Source organism: Rhodohalobacter sp. 614A, assembly GCF_021462415.1.
GTDB lineage: Bacteria > Bacteroidota > Rhodothermia > Balneolales > Balneolaceae > Rhodohalobacter.
The window spans coordinates 1,142,130-1,160,152 of record NZ_JAKEDS010000001.1 but is presented as its reverse complement, the minus strand read 5'-3'; the positions used below and the strand labels follow the sequence as shown (position 1 = coordinate 1,160,152).

The 18,023-nt window shown below is 44.0% G+C and carries 10 protein-coding genes; 3 read left to right on the top strand and 7 right to left on the bottom strand.

All coding sequences use genetic code 11. From position 1 onward, the window contains the following. Positions 1–3: 3 nt before the first annotated feature. Together L0B18_RS04505 and L0B18_RS04500 are read left to right on the top strand one after the other, a co-directional pair. Entirely contained in the window at positions 4–3,276 is a 3,273-nt protein-coding gene (locus L0B18_RS04505) for an efflux RND transporter permease subunit (RefSeq protein ID WP_234568269.1), read from the top strand. 147 nt (positions 3,277–3,423) lie between these two features. Next, positions 3,424–6,516: an efflux RND transporter permease subunit gene (locus tag L0B18_RS04500; protein WP_234568267.1), complete on the top strand. Its 3,093-nt coding sequence runs from the start codon at positions 3,424–3,426 to the stop codon at positions 6,514–6,516. A gap of 9 nt (positions 6,517–6,525) precedes the next feature. Here the strand turns inward: L0B18_RS04500 and L0B18_RS04495 are convergent, their stop codons facing one another. Together L0B18_RS04495 and L0B18_RS04490 are read right to left on the bottom strand one after the other, a co-directional pair. Further along, on the bottom strand, positions 6,526–7,299 hold the full coding sequence (locus L0B18_RS04495) for a lysophospholipid acyltransferase family protein (protein ID WP_234568266.1): 774 nt from the start codon (positions 7,297–7,299) through the stop codon (positions 6,526–6,528). Between the two features lie 44 nt (positions 7,300–7,343). After that, positions 7,344–8,099 (bottom strand): GNAT family N-acetyltransferase, encoded by a 756-nt coding sequence (locus tag L0B18_RS04490; protein ID WP_234568265.1) that lies wholly within the window; start codon positions 8,097–8,099, stop codon positions 7,344–7,346. A 265-nt stretch (positions 8,100–8,364) separates the two neighbouring features. On the opposite strand from L0B18_RS04490, the gene L0B18_RS04485 reads away from it, so the two are divergent. Further along, on the top strand, positions 8,365–9,534 hold the full coding sequence (locus L0B18_RS04485; RefSeq protein ID WP_234568262.1) for an MFS transporter: 1,170 nt from the start codon (positions 8,365–8,367) through the stop codon (positions 9,532–9,534). Here the strand turns inward: L0B18_RS04485 and L0B18_RS04480 are convergent. The 5 genes from L0B18_RS04480 to L0B18_RS04460 form a co-directional block, all read right to left on the bottom strand. Further along, complete coding sequence (locus tag L0B18_RS04480; protein WP_234568260.1) at positions 9,521–10,282, bottom strand: ABC transporter ATP-binding protein; 762 nt, start codon at positions 10,280–10,282, stop codon at positions 9,521–9,523. The two genes, L0B18_RS04485 and L0B18_RS04480, sit on opposite strands and share 14 nt — an antisense overlap. Further along, positions 10,267–11,796, bottom strand: coding sequence for a hypothetical protein (locus L0B18_RS04475; RefSeq protein ID WP_234568258.1), 1,530 nt, complete (start codon positions 11,794–11,796; stop codon positions 10,267–10,269). The genes L0B18_RS04480 and L0B18_RS04475 overlap by 16 nt, the downstream gene beginning before the upstream one ends. Positions 11,797–11,918: 122 nt before the next feature. Next, positions 11,919–13,034, bottom strand: coding sequence for an outer membrane beta-barrel protein (locus L0B18_RS04470; RefSeq protein WP_234568256.1), 1,116 nt, complete (start codon positions 13,032–13,034; stop codon positions 11,919–11,921). 63 nt (positions 13,035–13,097) lie between these two features. Then, positions 13,098–15,929 carry an excinuclease ABC subunit UvrA gene (uvrA, locus tag L0B18_RS04465; RefSeq protein WP_234568254.1) on the bottom strand — a complete coding sequence of 944 codons (2,832 nt, stop codon included), beginning with the start codon at positions 15,927–15,929 and terminating at the stop codon, positions 13,098–13,100. Positions 15,930–16,098: 169 nt separating this feature from the next. Next, positions 16,099–18,012 carry an ATP-binding protein gene (locus L0B18_RS04460; RefSeq protein ID WP_234568252.1) on the bottom strand — a complete coding sequence of 638 codons (1,914 nt, stop codon included), beginning with the start codon at positions 18,010–18,012 and terminating at the stop codon, positions 16,099–16,101. Positions 18,013–18,023 lie beyond the last annotated feature (11 nt).

Here is an 18,023-nt window from a genome sequence, read left to right as displayed (position 1 = left end):
GATATGAGAAATCTTCCCAAAATAGCGGTTGAACGGCCTGTCACATTTTTGATGATCAGTATCATACTGGTTGGATTTGGCCTTTATGGCTTGAACAATCTGCGGCTCAATCTTTATCCGGATGTATCTTTCCCTACCATAACCGTTTATACAACCTACGAGGGAGTGGCTCCTGAAGACATTGAAGCTCTGATTACCCGCCCGGTCGAGGAACAGGTTGGAAGTATTTCCGGGGTACGGCGCGTCCGATCACTTTCCAGCCAGGGATCATCGGTTGTTAAACTGAATTTTAATTGGGGAACCGATCTTTTCGTGGCAGAAACAGAAGTCCGAAAACGATTAGATATGATTCGCCGTACTCTTCCGGATGAGGTCGATCAACCGATCGTTTTTTCTTATGATCCGAATGATGAGCCGGTGATTGTTCTTGCGCTCACCTCCAATACACGCAGTCCGCGGGAGCTTCGAACACTTTCTACAAGACAGATTGAGCAACGCCTGGAGCGGATTAACGGAATTGCTTCAGCAGAAACGGCCGGAGGGTATGACAGACAGGTAAATGTACGGTTGAGCAATGCTCAAATGCGGCGGTATAATATTGATATTGCAGCTATTTCCAGCCGTCTCCAGCAAGAAAATGTTCAGGTACCGGCTGGTGAACTCATTGAAGGCGAAACGGTCTTCTCTCTCCGAACCATTGGGGATTTTCGAAATATCAACCAGATCAGAAATAGTATTGTAACTGTCACAGAAGGTGGCAATCCTGTTTACCTGAAAGATGTAGCCGATGTGGAAGACGGCATTGCACAACCCATCGGGAATGTCCGCGTACAGGGCAATGAGGGAGTAATCATCAACATCTACAAACAGAGCGACAGCAACATTGTAACTGCGGCAGGCGGAGTTGTTGAATCGCTCGATGAAGTCCGAAGCGTCATCCCATCCGATGTAGATCTCGAAGTGCTGACCAACCGTGCTGACTTCATCAATATGTCCATACAAAATCTGTTTTATACCGGTTTACAAGCCATTATTCTGGTTGTAATTATTCTTTTGATTTTCCTGAGAAACGGCCGGTCTGCCCTGGTTGTAGCGGTTTCGATTCCTATTTCCATCGTCGCTACCTTCAGCATAATGGATGTCTCCGATGTAAGCTTAAACATCATTTCACTGTCCGGTTTAACATTGGCCGTTGGGCTGGTGGTAGATAATGCGGTAGTCGTTCTCGAAAACATTTTTCGGTTCAGGGAAGATGGAGTAGACGGCAAACAATCGGCTACATCGGGCGCGCAGGAAGTGGCCACTCCTGTTATCGTTTCTACATTAACCACACTTGTGGTCTTTCTGCCGATTCTTTTTGTGCCCGGAATTGCGGGATTGCTCTTCCGCGACATGGCGTTGACAATTTCATTTGCCCTGATCGTTTCGGTATTAGTGGCCATCACGCTCATTCCCGTATTGAGTTCCAGAATTTTTGATACAGCCAAATTTACGGCCGACAAAAAAGATCCTGCCGATAATCTCCTCAAGAAAATTCTTGTATGGAGACGAAAGAACCTTTTTACCCGAATTGCGGCCATTCCCCTTTTCCTTCTGTATGCCATTGCGTGGCCGTTTTTAAAACTCTGGAAGTGGATTGGCAAATCGTCCAAAGGATTCTTTGGCAATCGGGTGGAACCCTTTTTAAGCAGAAATCTTGATCGGCTTGAGAATACTTATAAGAATCAATTGGACAGAGCTCTTTCAAAAAGCGGTTTGGTTGTTGCCGGTGCTTTTGCGCTCCTCTTCCTTTCACTACCGGTTTATTACCTTCTTGGCGGTGAATTTTTTCCCCAGGTGGATGAAAATTTTCTCATCCTTGAAGTGCAGCGCGAGCCCGGGGTAAGCCTTCTGGAACTTGAGCGAACTATCCAACAAGCCGAAAGCATTATTCGGGATGAAGTACCCGAGGCGCGGTTGATCGTTTCTGACTATGGAGATAAAACCGGAATTGAAGGAGCAGATAATCCCGGAGGAAATACCGGACGGATCCGAATTGAACTCTCTTCCATTTCAGACCGATCCCGTTCACAAATGGAAATTACCGATGCCGTTTTAGATGAACTTCGAATCATCCCCGGAGCCAACATTCGTGAAGTTCGCGAGGATCCTCTCAGCCCGGATGGAGAAACCGGTTTGATCGTCCAAATTTTTGGGTATGATCAGGATATAAAAGAACAACTTGCCCAAGGTGTTATGAACAACCTGACCGAAATAGACGGAATTGTCAGCGTCTTTAGTTCGGCTGACCAGGGACGTCCGGAATTGCGCGTTGAGATGGACAGGGAACGAATATCCCGCGTTGGAATGACGACGTCTCAGGTAGCCACTGCTCTCAGTAACGCCGTCCAGGGAAATGTGGCAACCACATTTGTTGACCAGGGAATTGAATTTGAGGTACTTGTTGAAACGGCAGCAATCAATAAAGCACAGTCAACCGATCTGCAGGAGTTGCAAATTCAGACACCCAACGGCGGATGGATGCCGCTGAAAAACCTGGCCAATATTCAACGATATACCGGGCCATCCAACATTTTGCGGATTAACCAGGAACGCATGGTTGAAGTGGAAGCCAACCTTGGAGAGCTTGATTTGCAAACAGCTACTCAACAGGCACGCCAGCAACTGGAGTCCATGGAATGGCCAACGGGATACCGTTATGAACTGGGGGGATCAGCCCAGGAGCAACAGGAATCGTTTCAGTTTCTGCTCTACGCTTTCCTGATTGCGGGAATTCTCACATACATGGTTATGGCGTCAATGTTCGAGAGCCTTATTGAGCCACTGATTATCCTGGTGACGATCCCGCTGGCTATTACCGGCGTTCTTTTAATGCTGTGGATTACATCAACAGCCGTGAGTGTAACGGCTATGGTGGGGCTGGTTCTTTTAACGGGAATTGTGGTAAACAATGGAATTGTGATGATTGATTACATCAAAATCTTGCAATCTCGCGGACATTCACGGCACAAGGCAATTGTGGATGGAGCCAGCCGGAGATTACGCCCGATTCTGATGACAGCCTTCACCACTATTTTGGCGATGGTTCCGCTTGCCCTGCAACTTGGCTCCGGCGCTGAAACGTGGAGCCCAATGGCACGATCCGTTATTGGCGGGCTGGCAATGTCCACCGTATTGATGTTATTTGCCGTACCGTGCATGTACTACATCATCAACGGATGGGTGGAAAAAGCTGGTTTTGATTCGGTTCACAAAGAAGATCCGTTGCAGGAGTAGCATTTTAGATGATCTGCAGCTCCGTTTTTAAATAGTTAATCAAAAGAAATCCAAAACTATAGAATTACATAAATAAGAGTTCGCTCAACCGTTCACAAACCTGGGTATTTCCCCGAACCTCGGACATGAAACTTTAACACGACATCCATGAAAAAAATTACCATTACCGAAACCATTCTGAAGCGGCCCGTCACGGCAATTATGATGTCGCTGCTGGTCATTGGATTTGGAGTCTTTTCGTTATCAAACCTGAAAGTAACTCTCTATCCGTCATTCAACGTACCGGTAATGGGTGTTTCTGTGAACTATGCGAATGTAGCACCGGAAGACATGCTTCAACTCGTTGTAAAACCGATTGAAGCGGCCATATCGGGCGTGGAAGGCGTGGAAACACTTGAATCGAACGTAAGCCAGGGAAATGCTTTCATGATACTTCGTCTTCAATCCGGCACGGATATTATGACTACTGAACAGCGTGTGCGTGAGGCTGTTGAACGTATCCGATCCGAATTGCCCACCGAAGCAAGCGAACCCGTCATTTTCCAATTTGATCCCGACCGGTCGCCGGTTATGCGAATTAGTGTAGAATCAGATGTTTTAGGGCTTGATGAACTGCGCACGCTTTCTGTCGAATTTATTGAACCACGGCTTGAACGAATTCCCGGTGTAGCTTCTGCCGATACACGTGGCGGACTGGACCGAAATGTTTATGTAGACCTGAACCAGGAAGCCCTTGCCCGCCATAACCTGATGCCGCAGGAAGTTTTTAATGCCATCCGGAACAATAATGTTCAGGTGCCGATCGGGAATCTCGTGGCGAATCGAACCAGTTACAGCATCCGGGCAGAGTCGATGTATATGAATATCGAAGGGATAGCCCAGACAATTATTACAGTTGAAAATGGCATTCCCATTCGGGTACGTGATGTTGCCAATGTGGAAGATGGCTACGAAAAAATTGAGAATATTGTCGAAATTAACGGACGGAATAGTGTTACCGTTGAGGTCCAAAAACAATCGGACGCCAATACGCTGGATGTAACCCAATCCGTGATTGAAACGATGGGCGACTTTGCTCCCGATCTCCCCTCCAGCGTAACCATGCAGGTGCTCAATAACGAAGGCCAGTTTATTGAAGATTCCATATCCAATCTTGCTCAATCCGCATTGATTGCCCTCGTCGTGGTTGTCTTGATTTTATTGCTGTTTATGGGAGGATGGAGAATTGCGTTTGTGGTTGCCATGAGTATCCCTGTCTCTCTGACGGCTACTTTCGCCGCCATGTATGGACTGGATATCACCTTAAACATCATCTCCATAACAGGCCTTGCTTTGGCCATTGGTTTATTGGTGGACAACTCCATTGTAGTTTCCGAAAGCATTGCCTCTTATCTCGAAGCAGGAGAATCACGCTTTACTGCTGCATTGCAGGGAACCAAAGAGGTGGGCGGAGCACTCATGGGATCAACCCTAACAACCATTGCTGTATTTGTGCCCATTCTGGGGGTTTCAGGATTTGCCGGATCTGTAGCCAAAGACCTTGCCTTGACAATCTCCATCGCGATCGGTTTTTCATTTCTGGCTTCTATTGTTTTGATTCCGGTTCTCGCTTCTCTTATGCTGAAACGGGAGCAATTCATGAAACAAAATTTTACCCTCAACTGGATGAGATCGCTGGAAGTCCGGTATATCTCATTGCTGGAGTGGATTTTGAAACACAAGTATGTCATCACGATTGTAGTTGTGGGAATTGTTGGCGGCATATATTTCATTTTCAGCAATATTGAAAAAGAGTTTTTTCCCGCAAGTGACCAAGGAACCTTTGACCTGGACGTAGAGCTTCCCGCAGGAACAAAACTGGCAACCACGGCTATGGTCTTGCGCGATATTTCCAATCGCCTGCTTGATGACCAAAATGTTCGAACTGTCATCAACAATATCGGCAGGCAAGGATGGAGTACCTCAAGCAATGTTGGCAGCCTTAGCATCACGCTTATCGATAAATCACAAAGAGAAGAAACAACCACCGAAATTGCCACGCGCCTCCAAAGAGACCTCGAAGATCCCGAAATTAAAGTCGAGATTGACAACCTCGGCGGTGGCGTTCCGGGGCGCGGCTGGGGAGATATGGGTATCCGCGTAAGCCTGATTGGGCCGGATATGGAAGTTCTTCAAAAACTAACCCTTCGATTAGAGGAAGAACTCAGTGATGATCCGAATGTGATGTCGGTGAGTAATCCCCGGTCCAGGCCTGAGCCGAAGCTTGTTTATGACCTGAATAAAGAACGGATCAATCGCGCAGGATTTTCACCCACCAATGTAGCAACTCAACTGGGTATTCAAACCCGCGGAAACCGTGCCGGATATTATCGGGATGAAGGCCGGGAAATTCCCATTATGGTACAACTGCACCGGGATCAGTTCGAAAGCCGCCAAGACCTTTTCTCACTGGAGCTTGCTCAGTTCGAAGATCAAAGAATTCCCGTTCTGGCTCTCGGCACCTTTGAAGTTGAAGAAGGCCTGAGCCGGATCAACCGGCGAGATCGCGAAACACTTCTGGATGTGAGTGTGATGGTTCGCGGAGATATGGAAGAATATCGGCAAAAAATCATCAATACTCTTGACAATGACATTGTAATGCCAGACGGTTACAGATATGCATTTACCGGCTCGCTGTTTGATCAACAGCAAAGCAATCAGGAAATTTTGATCGCGGCGATCTTTGCCATTCTTCTCACGTACATGGTAATGGCTTCCATTTTTGAAAATCTTCGTGATCCTTTCATTATTATGTTTTCCCTGCCGCTTGCATTTTTTGGATCTCTTGTATTTCTGTCCATAACCTCCACTTCACTTAGCGTTCCGGCGTATATCGGTATTGTTTTGTTGATTGGTATTGTGGTAAACAACGGGATTGTGCTTGTGGACTTTATCCATCAAAATACGCGCGGGAAAGACGACAACATCGATTACCTCGAACTGTTTTTAGAAGCATGTAAACGCAGGATGCGCCCGATTCTGTTAACAGCTCTTACAACGATCTTTTCCATGATTCCACTTGCTCTCGAATTTGGAGCCGGTTCTGAAACCTGGAGCCCGCTGGCCCGATCGGTTATTGGCGGACTCGCCTTCTCAACTATTTTAACGCTTTTTGTGATTCCGGCTGTGGTTGTGTCCATTTCCAAGAAACGAAGGAAGAGTGTGAATGAAGCATTCAAGCTGAAAGAATCAGAAGGATGATGATATAACTCAAGCCATCTCTGTTCGAAGAGAAAGAACTTGCTGCTCCACCTTGTCATGAAGTTGATCCGCAAGCTCTTTTCGGTCCTTTGTCACTACAGAATCTTTGCTGTACACGAGCCTGCACTCTATTCTTTTATTACCGGCGAGTTTAAAAACATGCTTGTGAAATGGATCCCGTGCACCATAAAAACATACGGATTCATCAGCAGGAGGATCATTTTTGGATGTGCGGTATTGTACAGCTGAATAATAAACCGGGATGGATTCCGACGCCGGGTAATTTAAAAGTGAGGAGCGAAATGGAAGTACTTTATCACCGCCCGTTGTAGTTCCTTCGGGAAAAAGCACAATTCCCTGATATTTATTCAGGCTTTTTTCCAGTAATTCATTCACGCGGGTGACGTCCCTCTTCACCGTTCTGTCCACAAAAATAACGCCCGTTTTCTTTACCATATATCCCAAAACCGGCCAGGATTCCACTTCCTTTTTGGCTACAAATGTACACTTCATGTTGATGAACATAGGCAGGATATCAATGTAACTCAGGTGGTTGGAAACCAAAATAAACGGCGGCTCCGGCGGCGTTCCGTGGACATGAAATTTGATATTAAAAATTCGTGCCGTCACTTTCGACCAGGTACGCATATAGAGATTTCGCCACGATTCGAAAGGCTGACGCAACAGACGTAAAATCAAATAGACGGAAAGATAAACCGCATACGAAACCAGCGTGAAAGAAATCAGCAGGAATATCTTGATATAGGCCCGAACACTTCTCATTCAGATTTGATTGGATCTTATTTTAAGTGAAAAAAGAAACCGTACTATCCGAAAAACATTTTTCTTGTCTGATCGGTTATAGCTTCAACATCCAATAAAATAACGAAATGATAGAGATTTAACTCTTGGTCGTAAGAGGGGCCGCCACAAACAGTACAGCCGACATCCAGGTAGTTTTGAAAGAGCGGCGGAATATCAATTTCTTCGGTTTCCGGCAACTCGTCAATCTCCTTCAACCGGTAGTTTTCCCTCGGCTCAATATGATAATCCGGATGCAGATGATTGTTCTTTTTCAGGTACTCCAGCGTTTGAAGTGCAACCTCCGGTTTCTTTGTTTCGAGTGCGGCATAACCAAACAGGTATCGCTTTTTAAAATGTTCCAGGTAACCCGCAAGTCCCTTCCAAAGAAGAAACAATACCCTTCCGCTCCGGTGTTTTTCACTGATGCATGCACGGCCTACTTCCACAGCATTTTTTAGCACGTGATCGGGCAGCTGATTTAACGTAAACCGTACGGATGTCGTAAATCCATTTCCCGCCATTGCCTGTTCGTAACTTTGCAGGCGATATGTCCCGATAATGCTGTCTGTTTCATTGTGAACAACAATCAGGTGGTGGGCCTGATCATCATATTTATCCCTGTCTACCCCGTTTTCAAATAAAAACTTGCGATCCAGCTCTTCTTTAAAAATGTTATATCGGAGCCGTTGAGCAGCTTCTACCTCCTCTTCTGTTTTTGCAAATTTGATTGTATATCGGCGGCTTGCGACATCAGAGATTACATGATTCTTAATTAACAAAGCTCAAATCCTTTTTTAATTGATTATGCACCCAAAGCATATTAATTATTTAGCCAAAAATTTGTAGTCGGCAGAATTGGATATCTTAAAATAAGATATTTCGAACGATCATTGGATAAAATGTTTTAAAGAAATCGATTTAAAAAAAATATAAAAAAGGGCTTTATATTACAGCCTTTCTACAGGCACAAATTCTAAAAATTGGCATAATCTTAATTTTTTGAAACTGCAGATCTCAAAAAACAGTCTTTTTAGAGACATTAACTTGTACATTATTTTCGGCGTTACACTCACATCGGTTATGGGCGTCACAAGTATTGCTCCTGCGTTTCCTTCCATTGGACGGGCTCTTGATGTAAACACCAACCAAATTGGGCTTCTCATCACATTTTTTACGATTCCGGGAATTATTTTTACGCCGATTTTTGGGATTCTTGCCGACCGCTTCAACCGAAAAATTATTCTGGTTCCTTCTCTCTTTCTTTTTGGGATTGCAGGAACCGCCTGTGCCCTCGCCGATACATTCCAGGAACTCCTGATGTTCCGCGTATTCCAGGGAATCGGGAGCGCGGCGCTCGGAGTATTAAACCTGACATTGATTGGCGATCTTTACCTTGGCAACGACCGTGCAACCGTTATGGGTTACAACGGAAGCGTGCTCAGTATTGGCACCGCACTCTATCCCGCAATTGGCGGAGCCTTGGCTATTATTGGTTGGTCCTACCCATTTTACCTGAGTCTCATTGCCCTGCCTGTTGGACTCTTCGCACTCTTTTCCCTGCAGAATGAAAAGGAAAAAAACGGGTTGGAAATAAAGTTCTACTTGAAAGAGATCAAATCGGCCTTACTTTCCAAAACGGTCTTGGGATTATTCCTGTGCATGTTTTTTACCTTCATCATTTTGTATGGTGGGTATATTACATTTTTCACCATTCTGCTTGATGAGAAATTTGCGAAAACCTCGTTTGCTATCGGGGCTATCCTCTCCAGTTCTTCACTTGTAACGGCCATCACCTCTGCCCAACTCGGGAAATTAACGGCACGTTTTAACGAACAGACGTTGATCAAAACGGCAGCTACACTCTATTTTCTCATCTTTCTCATTATCCCTTCCATCGATAATATCTGGTTTTTTGCAATACCGATTTCTCTTTTTGGTGTGGCACAGGGAATGAATATCCCCAGTATTTTGAACCTCCTGACCGGGTACGCACCCAAAGAATTTCGTGCTGCTTTCTTATCTGTAAACTGGATGGTAATGAGAATCGGGCAAGCCCTTGGGCCGTATTTACTCGGACTGGTGTATCTCTACGTCAGCCTGGAAGGCACATTCTATTTTACGGCTTTGACGGGTTTCTTATTTATGATAACAAGTCTCGTAGTCTTGCACGGTGAAATACCTTCCGCCGATGCCGAAACCTCTATAGCCAGCTAAGCCGGTCTTCGCTTTTTGCATCACTCTCTACGTACTGCTCAAATATTTCATTCAGGTTTGAATCTTTCTCGAGATCGCGCCGGCTTTCCGAATCCAGGTAGGCAAGAATTTTCCCTTTGTGAAGGATAGCGATATCATCACAAAGATTTTCGACAACTTCCAGGATATGGCTGGTGATAAAAATTGTCGCGCCTTTATCCCGCAGCCTTCTGATAACGTTCTTCATTCTGCCGATAGAAATGACATCCACACTTTCAAACGGTTCGTCCAAAAAGAGGAGCTTGGGATTGGTGAGAATAGCTGCACAAAATGCCAATTTCTTCCTGCTTCCGGAAGAAAGTTGTTTGGTCTTCACCTGGGCAAATTCTTCAATCTCAAAATACTCCAACAAAGAATCGATTTTCTCATCCAGGTCGTGAGTTGAGATGCTGTACATCTCGCAGACATATGTAATGAATTCATATGAAGTAAAATTTTCGAACAGTAAAGGAGGCTGTAAAACGGAGGCCACTTTCTTTTTGATCTCTACTTCATTCGCGGGCGTATAAGGCACACCATCAATTTTAATGGATCCTTCATCGTAAGCCAGAATACCGGTAAGGATCCCGATAAGTGTACTTTTGCCGGCGCCATTCGGGCCAATCAAACCAAAAATATTACCCGCCGGAACGTCCAAATTTAACGATTTCAGAACCGGGTCCTTTTCGTACGCTTTTGTAAGATTTTCTATAATTAAAGCTCGTTCCATAAATGGGGTATAACTTTCAATTGAAATGGTTCGGGCATGGAGTAAATTTTCCGAATGAGCGTGATTCCCAATATCAAATCGAGACAAATCAGCGTAGCAATGTGGTACCAAATGTACTCCTCAAATACAAAAAATGTAAACAACCCTAAAATCATAACGATAAACATGGCACTGAACGACATGGAGATTGGCAGTACCGGGTTGGATATAGACATCACACTCACTTCTTCAATCTTCTTATAATTTTCGATACAACTGGTCATGATGTAATGAAGAAAAACGAGACAGATGGTTAATATGCCGAGGTGAACCTGAATCATAACCGGAACGGACTCAATAAATATCGGCACCATAATAAACACAATGCTTGAACCTGCAAGACTTACCAGTAATGCTGCCATGATACGTTGCGTCACCATCGTTTTTCGTTTAATGGGCATCTGAAGGGATAACAACAGTTCGCGATTCTCAAACCCAAACATGTTGGTTAACATCACCATGAGGTAAATAATGGGAATAAGCGTTAGCAGAACACCGATTATATAGATACTGTCTCCTAAGAGTACCACATAAGGAACCACAAAAACGTATGTAATGAGCAACTGAATTTTACTGTATTTGTGATTCCAGACGGTATAAAAATATTTGCCACCTTCTTTGCCCAGCCATTTCATAAACTTCGATAACTGGTTAGTTGATTGAGTGCTGGAACTACTTTTGGGCGGAGAGAGCAGTGCATCTTTTGTTTTAAGGAAAATGTCCCAGTTCAGGAGTAAAGTCAGAACCAATAAAACAGAAATCACGATTACCTGTTCAAGTGGTTTGGTAAGAGAAGTGCCGATATAATAAAACACATAACCCGGCGAGTAGTAGAGCCAGTCAACCAAAAATTGTGCAGCTGTTTGCGGGGAACTGATGTATGGCCTGAAATTGACGGTGGAAGCTAACAACAGCAAAAAAATTACGAGGAGTAATGTAACCCCACTTACAATTTTAAACCGGTCTGCCGCAAATATTCTAAATCTCCATTTAATGGATGTTATAAGGCCATAATTCACCAAAACCAATAGAACAACAATGATTTGCTGCATGGTGGATTCAGCCAGGAATCCCAAGTACACAATCCAGATCACCTGAAAAATAAGGTTTAACGGATGCATAAAACCAGCCAGGTTCAGATAATGAGACAGGTTTCTGGCCGGCATCCCAAAAGAAAGAAGCTTCCGGTTTTCGTTGATCCTAAGACGGCTGATCTTTGTAAAAAATACCTGCGTTAACCAAAAGGCATTCACAAAAAGAAGATTTGCAAACAGGTGAACTTCCTCCGTCAGCCAGGGATATACAGATTTGAATTGTTCGATGTCTGATGTAAATAGCAGGACAAGTATCACCCCAAAAAACTGGCCGGTTGCCAGCATTACAAAAACAGAATAGAAGATGATGGCCGCCACTTCTACTCCCTGAAGCGACCTCCACCACAACTTCACATTTAAAATGGAAAATAGTTTAAGCATTCATTCGCACCAACTAGAATTTACCCACACGAATATCCCAAACCCGGATGACTTTCGGTTCACCTGCAAACGCAGAAAAAAGTACAACTGCTTAACTCTGGATATCTAAAATAAATTCCTTTCTAAAACTGAAAACCCAACAGCAGAGACAAATAGACCGGCCTTTCTGCACCGCTATATCCTTCGTTAAACATTCGGGGGATTCCAATCCCACCTCTTACCTGAAGACTGACGGTCGCTTTATCAAAAACGAAGTCGGACCCCAAACCGGCCACCACGCCCAGGTCCATATTACTTGTTTGGCCGCCGATATTCCCCCTGTCGCCATCCTCACGGATAACCTCTGCAGCCGTTCTGAAAGCGGTATAAAGTCCTCCAATTCCATACGGTTTTACAGTCTCATCTGAATCATAACGCAACTTAACCATCAGGGGAATTTCAATGTAATCGAGAACAACGGTTTGTGCATCAATTTTTTCGCCTGATGGATTTTTAAAACCTTTCTGAGTATAAAAAATCCCTGTTTCAAAACTTGTATCGAAAGAATTTAGTAATTGATATGGAAGATTAATTGAAGCGGTAAGCCCCATCGTCATTCCCTGGCGTGCTTCACTTGTATAGCCTCCGCCTATCTTGTTTGCAATTCCAAGTCCCCCGGCGAACCCAATACTTACTTTTGCCGGTCTTCTGGTCACTCTTCGGGGTGGTTGTTCTTCCCTCTCGGGTTCGTCAACCATTTCCACCGTTTCTTGATCTGTTGCCTCTTCCTGCTGCTGCACAGACCATGCAAAAACTTCAATCTGTGAAGCTAACTCCACTGCTTCTTCGCGGGTCACATATTCGAGGTTTAAGAGCAAATCCCGCCGGTTTTGATCCGGATAAGCTTCCGCCCGGAAAAAAACGCCTCCAGCAGTTCTGACATCTACTCCGAGTCCCCCTTCAATCGGAACCAAATCAATGCCTGTAACTTCGGCGTTCACCTCAGGCATTTCAACATTCTCTACATCAAGGTTTGATGAAAAAAGTTGCATCTGGATACGATTGGTATCGGGCTGTACCACATCATAAGAGCCTACCATTTCGGTTAAATGATAGCGGATCACATATCCGTTGCCGTCCCCTCTTTGTGTGAGAGAGACTCTGTTAAGTTGAGATTGAGCGGCAGCCGTACCTAAACTTGCCACTGCACAAATAAAAACCAGAAAAAATGATCGTTTGATAGTGAGTATGTTTTTCATGTCTGATAAATGATCGAATATATGGAACACAGAAAATCTGTAAAACTCAACCCTTTTTCTGAATTATGCCAAGCCATTTAAAATATCTTTAAGAAATCTTCCTGTATGGCTTTCTTCGTTTTGTGCAATCTCTTCAGGTGTTCCGGCAGCTACAATCTGCCCTCCGCCAAAACCACCCTCCGGGCCAACATCGATAATCCAGTCGGCTGCTTTGATTACATCAAGGTTATGTTCGATAATAATGACCGAATGGCCGTTATCCACCAATTCATTAAAGGATTTCAGAAGTTTCGAGATATCTTCAAAATGCAGACCGGTAGTCGGTTCATCAAAAAAGTAGAGCGTTTCATCTGTGTTCGTTTTGGATAAAAACTTCGCCAGTTTTACACGCTGTGCTTCCCCTCCGGAAAGTGTTGTGGCGCTTTGCCCAAGCTTCAAATAACCAAGCCCAACATCCTCCATAGGCTGCAATTTGTTTACGATGGTTTGTTCATCCACAAAAAAGTCGATAGCATCGCTGATGTTCATTTCCAGCACATCGTGAATATTCTTGCCTCGGTATTTCACATGAAGAATATCTTTCCTGAAACGGGTTCCGCCGCATTCTTCGCACTGCAATTCAATGTCGGCCATAAATTGCATCTCAATTTTTTGAACCCCTTCGCCCTGGCAGGCTTCGCAACGTCCACCGGGAACGTTAAATGAAAAATGGCCCGGCGTATAACCCATGATTTTGGACTGCTTGGTGTTCGCAAAAAGATCGCGAATTCCGTCGAACGCTTTGGTATATGTTGCCGCGTTGGAACGCGTAGACCGACCGATTGGGCTTTGGTCTACCATCTCAACGGCTTCCACATACTGGATACCTTTTACGCCTCTGTTTCTACCGATCTTCTCTTTCCAGGTTCCGAGTTTCTTTTGAACGGACGCATAAAGCGTATCATGAACCAAGGTTGATTTTCCCGAGCCTGAAACACCCGTTACGCAAACCAACTTTCCAAGAGGGAACTCAACATTTATGCTTTTTAAATTGTGTTCGGAAGCGCCCTCAACCATCAGTGATTTGCCATTTCCTTTCCGGCGTTTTTTGGGAATCGGTATCTCTTTTCTGCCGCTCAGGTATTTCCCGGTCAGGGTTTTGGATTCCAGAAGTTCTCCGTACGGCCCGCTGAAGACCACTTCTCCTCCATGGGTTCCGGCAAATGGACCGATATCAATAATGTTGTCAGCCGCCTGCATCATTTCGGGATCGTGTTCCACAACCAAAACGGTATTTCCAATATCCCGCAGAGATTTTAAAATGTTGATGAGTCGATTGTTATCGCGCGGATGAAGGCCGATGGTCGGTTCATCCAGAACATACAGGCTCCCGATGAGTGAACTTCCCAATGAGTTAGCAAGACTGATTCTCTGTGACTCACCACCGCTCAGCGTATTTGTCAGCCGATCCAGTGTAAGATAATCCAGCCCAACTTCATCCAGGTATTTGAGGCGTTTTCGGATCTCATAAAGAATTTGTCCGGCAACCGATTTTTCAAACTCTGTGAGTTCAAGATTCTCAAAAAATTCACGTGCATCCCCGATGGTCATTTCCGATACTTCTCCGATGTGTTGACCATTTACTTTCACATAGAGCGCATCTTTCCGAACCCGATATCCTTCACATTCAGGACACCGGCTGTACCCGCGATAGCGCGAATAAAGAACCCGCATGTGAACTTTATAAAACTGGCTTTTTACATCTTCAAAAAATCCGTAAATCCCAACATAATCGTCTTTTCCATACCACAAAATCCGTTTGGCGTCTTTATCCAGATCCTTGTAAGGAGTATCAATCGGGATTTTATCCCGTGCCGCAACCTTGATAAAATCACGGAGATACTTGCTGAATTTCTGCGAATCGAATGGCGCCACCGCGCCGCCCCGAATGGTTTTGTCGGGATCAGGAATCACCAGGTCTTCGTCAATTCCGGATACCCGCCCGAATCCCTCGCATTCGTCACAAGCCCCAAAAGGGTTGTTGAAAGAAAACATTTGTGGAGACGGCTCCAGGAATTCCATGCCATCCCGCTCAAACCGTTCGCTGTATTTTCGCTCCTCACCATTTCTGATTTTGATCGAACAACGATCGTGTCCTTCCCGAAATGCCGTCTCGATAGATTCGGCAATCCGGCTTCGGGTTTCTTCATCTTTTTTGATGGCAAGACGATCTACCAGAACGCGGTATTTCTCAGGATTGATTTTTTGGGGATCATAATCATCGCGGGTTAAATCCACCAGCAATTCGTCTTCAATATGGATAAGCCGCGTTAACCCCTTCTCTTTCAGAACTGTAAGCTGTTCTTCAATCTTTCTTCCTTCCCTGAGCTCAAACGGAAACAACACATAGAACTTTGTCTTTTCCTCAAGTTCCTCAAACAATTCATTGATAATGGTTTTTGGGGTATCCTTGAAAACCTCTTTGCCCGAAACCGGTGATATGGTTTTCCCGATCCGCGCAAACAGCAACCGAACGTAATCATAAATCTCGGTGGACGTCCCCACTGTTGACCGTGGATTACTGCTTGTTGTTTTTTGCTGAATGGCCATGGCGGGAGAAATACCCTGCATAAAATCCACATCGGGTTTATCCATTCGCTCCAAAAACTGCCGGGCATAGCTGGAGAGGCTTTCCACGTACCGGCGTTGGCCCTCTGCGTAAATTGTATCAAAAGCCAGGCTCGATTTTCCGGATCCCGACACGCCTGTAATCACCGTCATTTTGTTGCGCGGAATTTCCACATCAATATTCTTCAGGTTGTGAACGCGCGCACCTTTTACAATGATGGGACGATCGGAAGACGGTGACCCGTTCTGCGAAATATTTTTCTTGGTGGATGAGTCGGTTTCAGGCATTAGTGGGGTTCATTTCAAATCTTTTAAAATACAAAAAATGCAAATGAAAATCGGGCTTTTTCCTGCCGATTGATTTGAAAGAACATGTTGGCAAGCACGGTCGTTCTAAAAAAACGTACTTTTATAATAAATGCAGAAAGCTTCCTTCTTCTCTGCGTTTGTATACAGCTTAATTAATTGTTGTCTTGCCTTTTATATAAAGCTGGTTCAACATTTTATTGAATAACAAAAAAGGCTCAAACGGCTTCACGATTACATCGTCCATTCCACTTTCGATACATCTCTCTTCATCTTCTTTAAATGCATGGGCAGTTAGCGCAATAATGGGAAGATTCAGTTTGAGATCTTTCCGAATAATTTCGGTCGCTTCCAATCCACTCATTATAGGCATTTGTATGTCCATGAGGATAATGTCGTACTTCTTCTTTTTCAAAAATTCGAGAGCCTCTTCTCCATTTTCACCCCAATCGTAGTGAATGCCCCATTTATCAAAAAGAGTACTTACCACCAATTTGTTAATGTGGTTGTCTTCCACTAATAACACATTCATTCCTTTCAACTCTAAAGAGCGGGAATCGAAATCCTGCTCAATATTCACGTCAACTTCTTTCGCCTCTTTAAACGGAATAATAACGGAAAACTCGGTGCCCTCTCCCAATGTACTTTCAACACTCAGTTCTCCATTCATCATCTGAACAAGAGATTTTGATATGGACAGCCCAAGGCCGGTGCCGCCAAATTTTCGGGTTACGCTGTTATCGGCCTGGGAGAAACTGTCGAAAATTTCCCCAAGCTTATCTTCCGGAATACCAATTCCGCTATCTTTTATAGAAAAAAGGATGCGATGTTCATCTCCAACTTTTTCCAGAAGTTTCACATTTAATTCTACGTAACCATGCTGTGTAAACTTAATCGCATTGTTTATAAGGTTGGTTAAAACCTGGTTAAAGCGATAGGGATCTCCCCGCAAAATCCAGGGAACAGACGGATCCAGAGAATAGCTGAAATCCAGTTTTTTGGAATCGGCAATAATTTTCTGGGAATAATAAATCGATTCAAGTAAATCAATAATTCGAAATCCAAGGTCTTCAATTTCAAGTTTGCCTGATTCAATCTTCGACAAGTTCAGAATATCATTAATCAATACAATCAGATTATTGGAAGCTGTTGATATAGCCTGAAGATATTTCTTTTGTTCTGAATCCAATTCTGTTTTTTGAAGAAGGCGAGCCATACCGATAATAGCATTCATGGGGGTGCGAATCTCATGGCTCATATTTGCCAGAAAAATCTCCTTTGCCTTTGAAGATTCTTCCGCTTCTTTCTTTGCAGCTTTTAAATCTTCACTAACCCGATGAATCTCAGTAATATCCCGGGCTACAGCCTGAATGCCCTGAAATTCTCCATCTTCCGTAATCAACTGAACATTCTGTCCAATCCAGATTTCCTTTTCATTTTTTGTTTGAATGGGAAATTCCAGGTAGGTCGATTCTCTTAAATCTTTAACCTGCTTTTTATAAAAATTCACGACTCTTTTTTGATGATCGCTACGGATTAAATCAACATAATTCATCTTCCTGATTTCTTTTGCCGAATAGCCCAAAAGCCGGTAAGCCACAGGATTCATGTATAAAAAAACACCCTTTTTGTTTACCCTGTAAATAATGTCCTGTGCAGTCTCTATAAGTAATTTGTAACGTTTCCTGCTTGCTTTAAGCTCTTTCTCTGCCTTCCGGCGTTGATTAATCTCTGATTGTAAATATTCGGCCAATTTTACAAGATCGGTTCCATCAACAAATTCTGAGTCTTCTATCTCTAAAGTGGCAAGAGACTCTTTTACTTTTTGAAGGGTTTTTACATGTATATCAACTTGCTGTTTGAGTTTTGTATTGGATTCGGAGAGCTCTTCTGAACTTAAATCCATCGCCCGTTCAATCAACTCCCGATCCCCTTCGTAATGATTGTAAGATTGATTAATTGCCAAAAAAATTGGCTCCATTTCTTCCTGGATATTATCCACCGATCCCAGATACTTGCGTATCTGACGAAGCAATAACGAATTATCTATTTTCTTGTCTTTCATTATTTGCTTTA

Coding starts and splice junctions, on each gene's coding strand:
- L0B18_RS04505 (WP_234568269.1), top strand. CDS start 4: ATGAGAAATCTTCCCAAAATAGCGGTTGAACGGCCTGTCACATTTTTG.
- L0B18_RS04500 (WP_234568267.1), top strand. CDS start 3,424: ATGAAAAAAATTACCATTACCGAAACCATTCTGAAGCGGCCCGTCACG.
- L0B18_RS04495 (WP_234568266.1), bottom strand. CDS start 7,299: ATGAGAAGTGTTCGGGCCTATATCAAGATATTCCTGCTGATTTCTTTC.
- L0B18_RS04480 (WP_234568260.1), bottom strand. CDS start 10,282: ATGGAACGAGCTTTAATTATAGAAAATCTTACAAAAGCGTACGAAAAG.
- L0B18_RS04475 (WP_234568258.1), bottom strand. CDS start 11,796: ATGCTTAAACTATTTTCCATTTTAAATGTGAAGTTGTGGTGGAGGTCG.
- L0B18_RS04470 (WP_234568256.1), bottom strand. CDS start 13,034: ATGAAAAACATACTCACTATCAAACGATCATTTTTTCTGGTTTTTATT.
- uvrA (WP_234568254.1), bottom strand. CDS start 15,929: ATGCCTGAAACCGACTCATCCACCAAGAAAAATATTTCGCAGAACGGG.
- L0B18_RS04460 (WP_234568252.1), bottom strand. CDS start 18,012: ATGAAAGACAAGAAAATAGATAATTCGTTATTGCTTCGTCAGATACGC.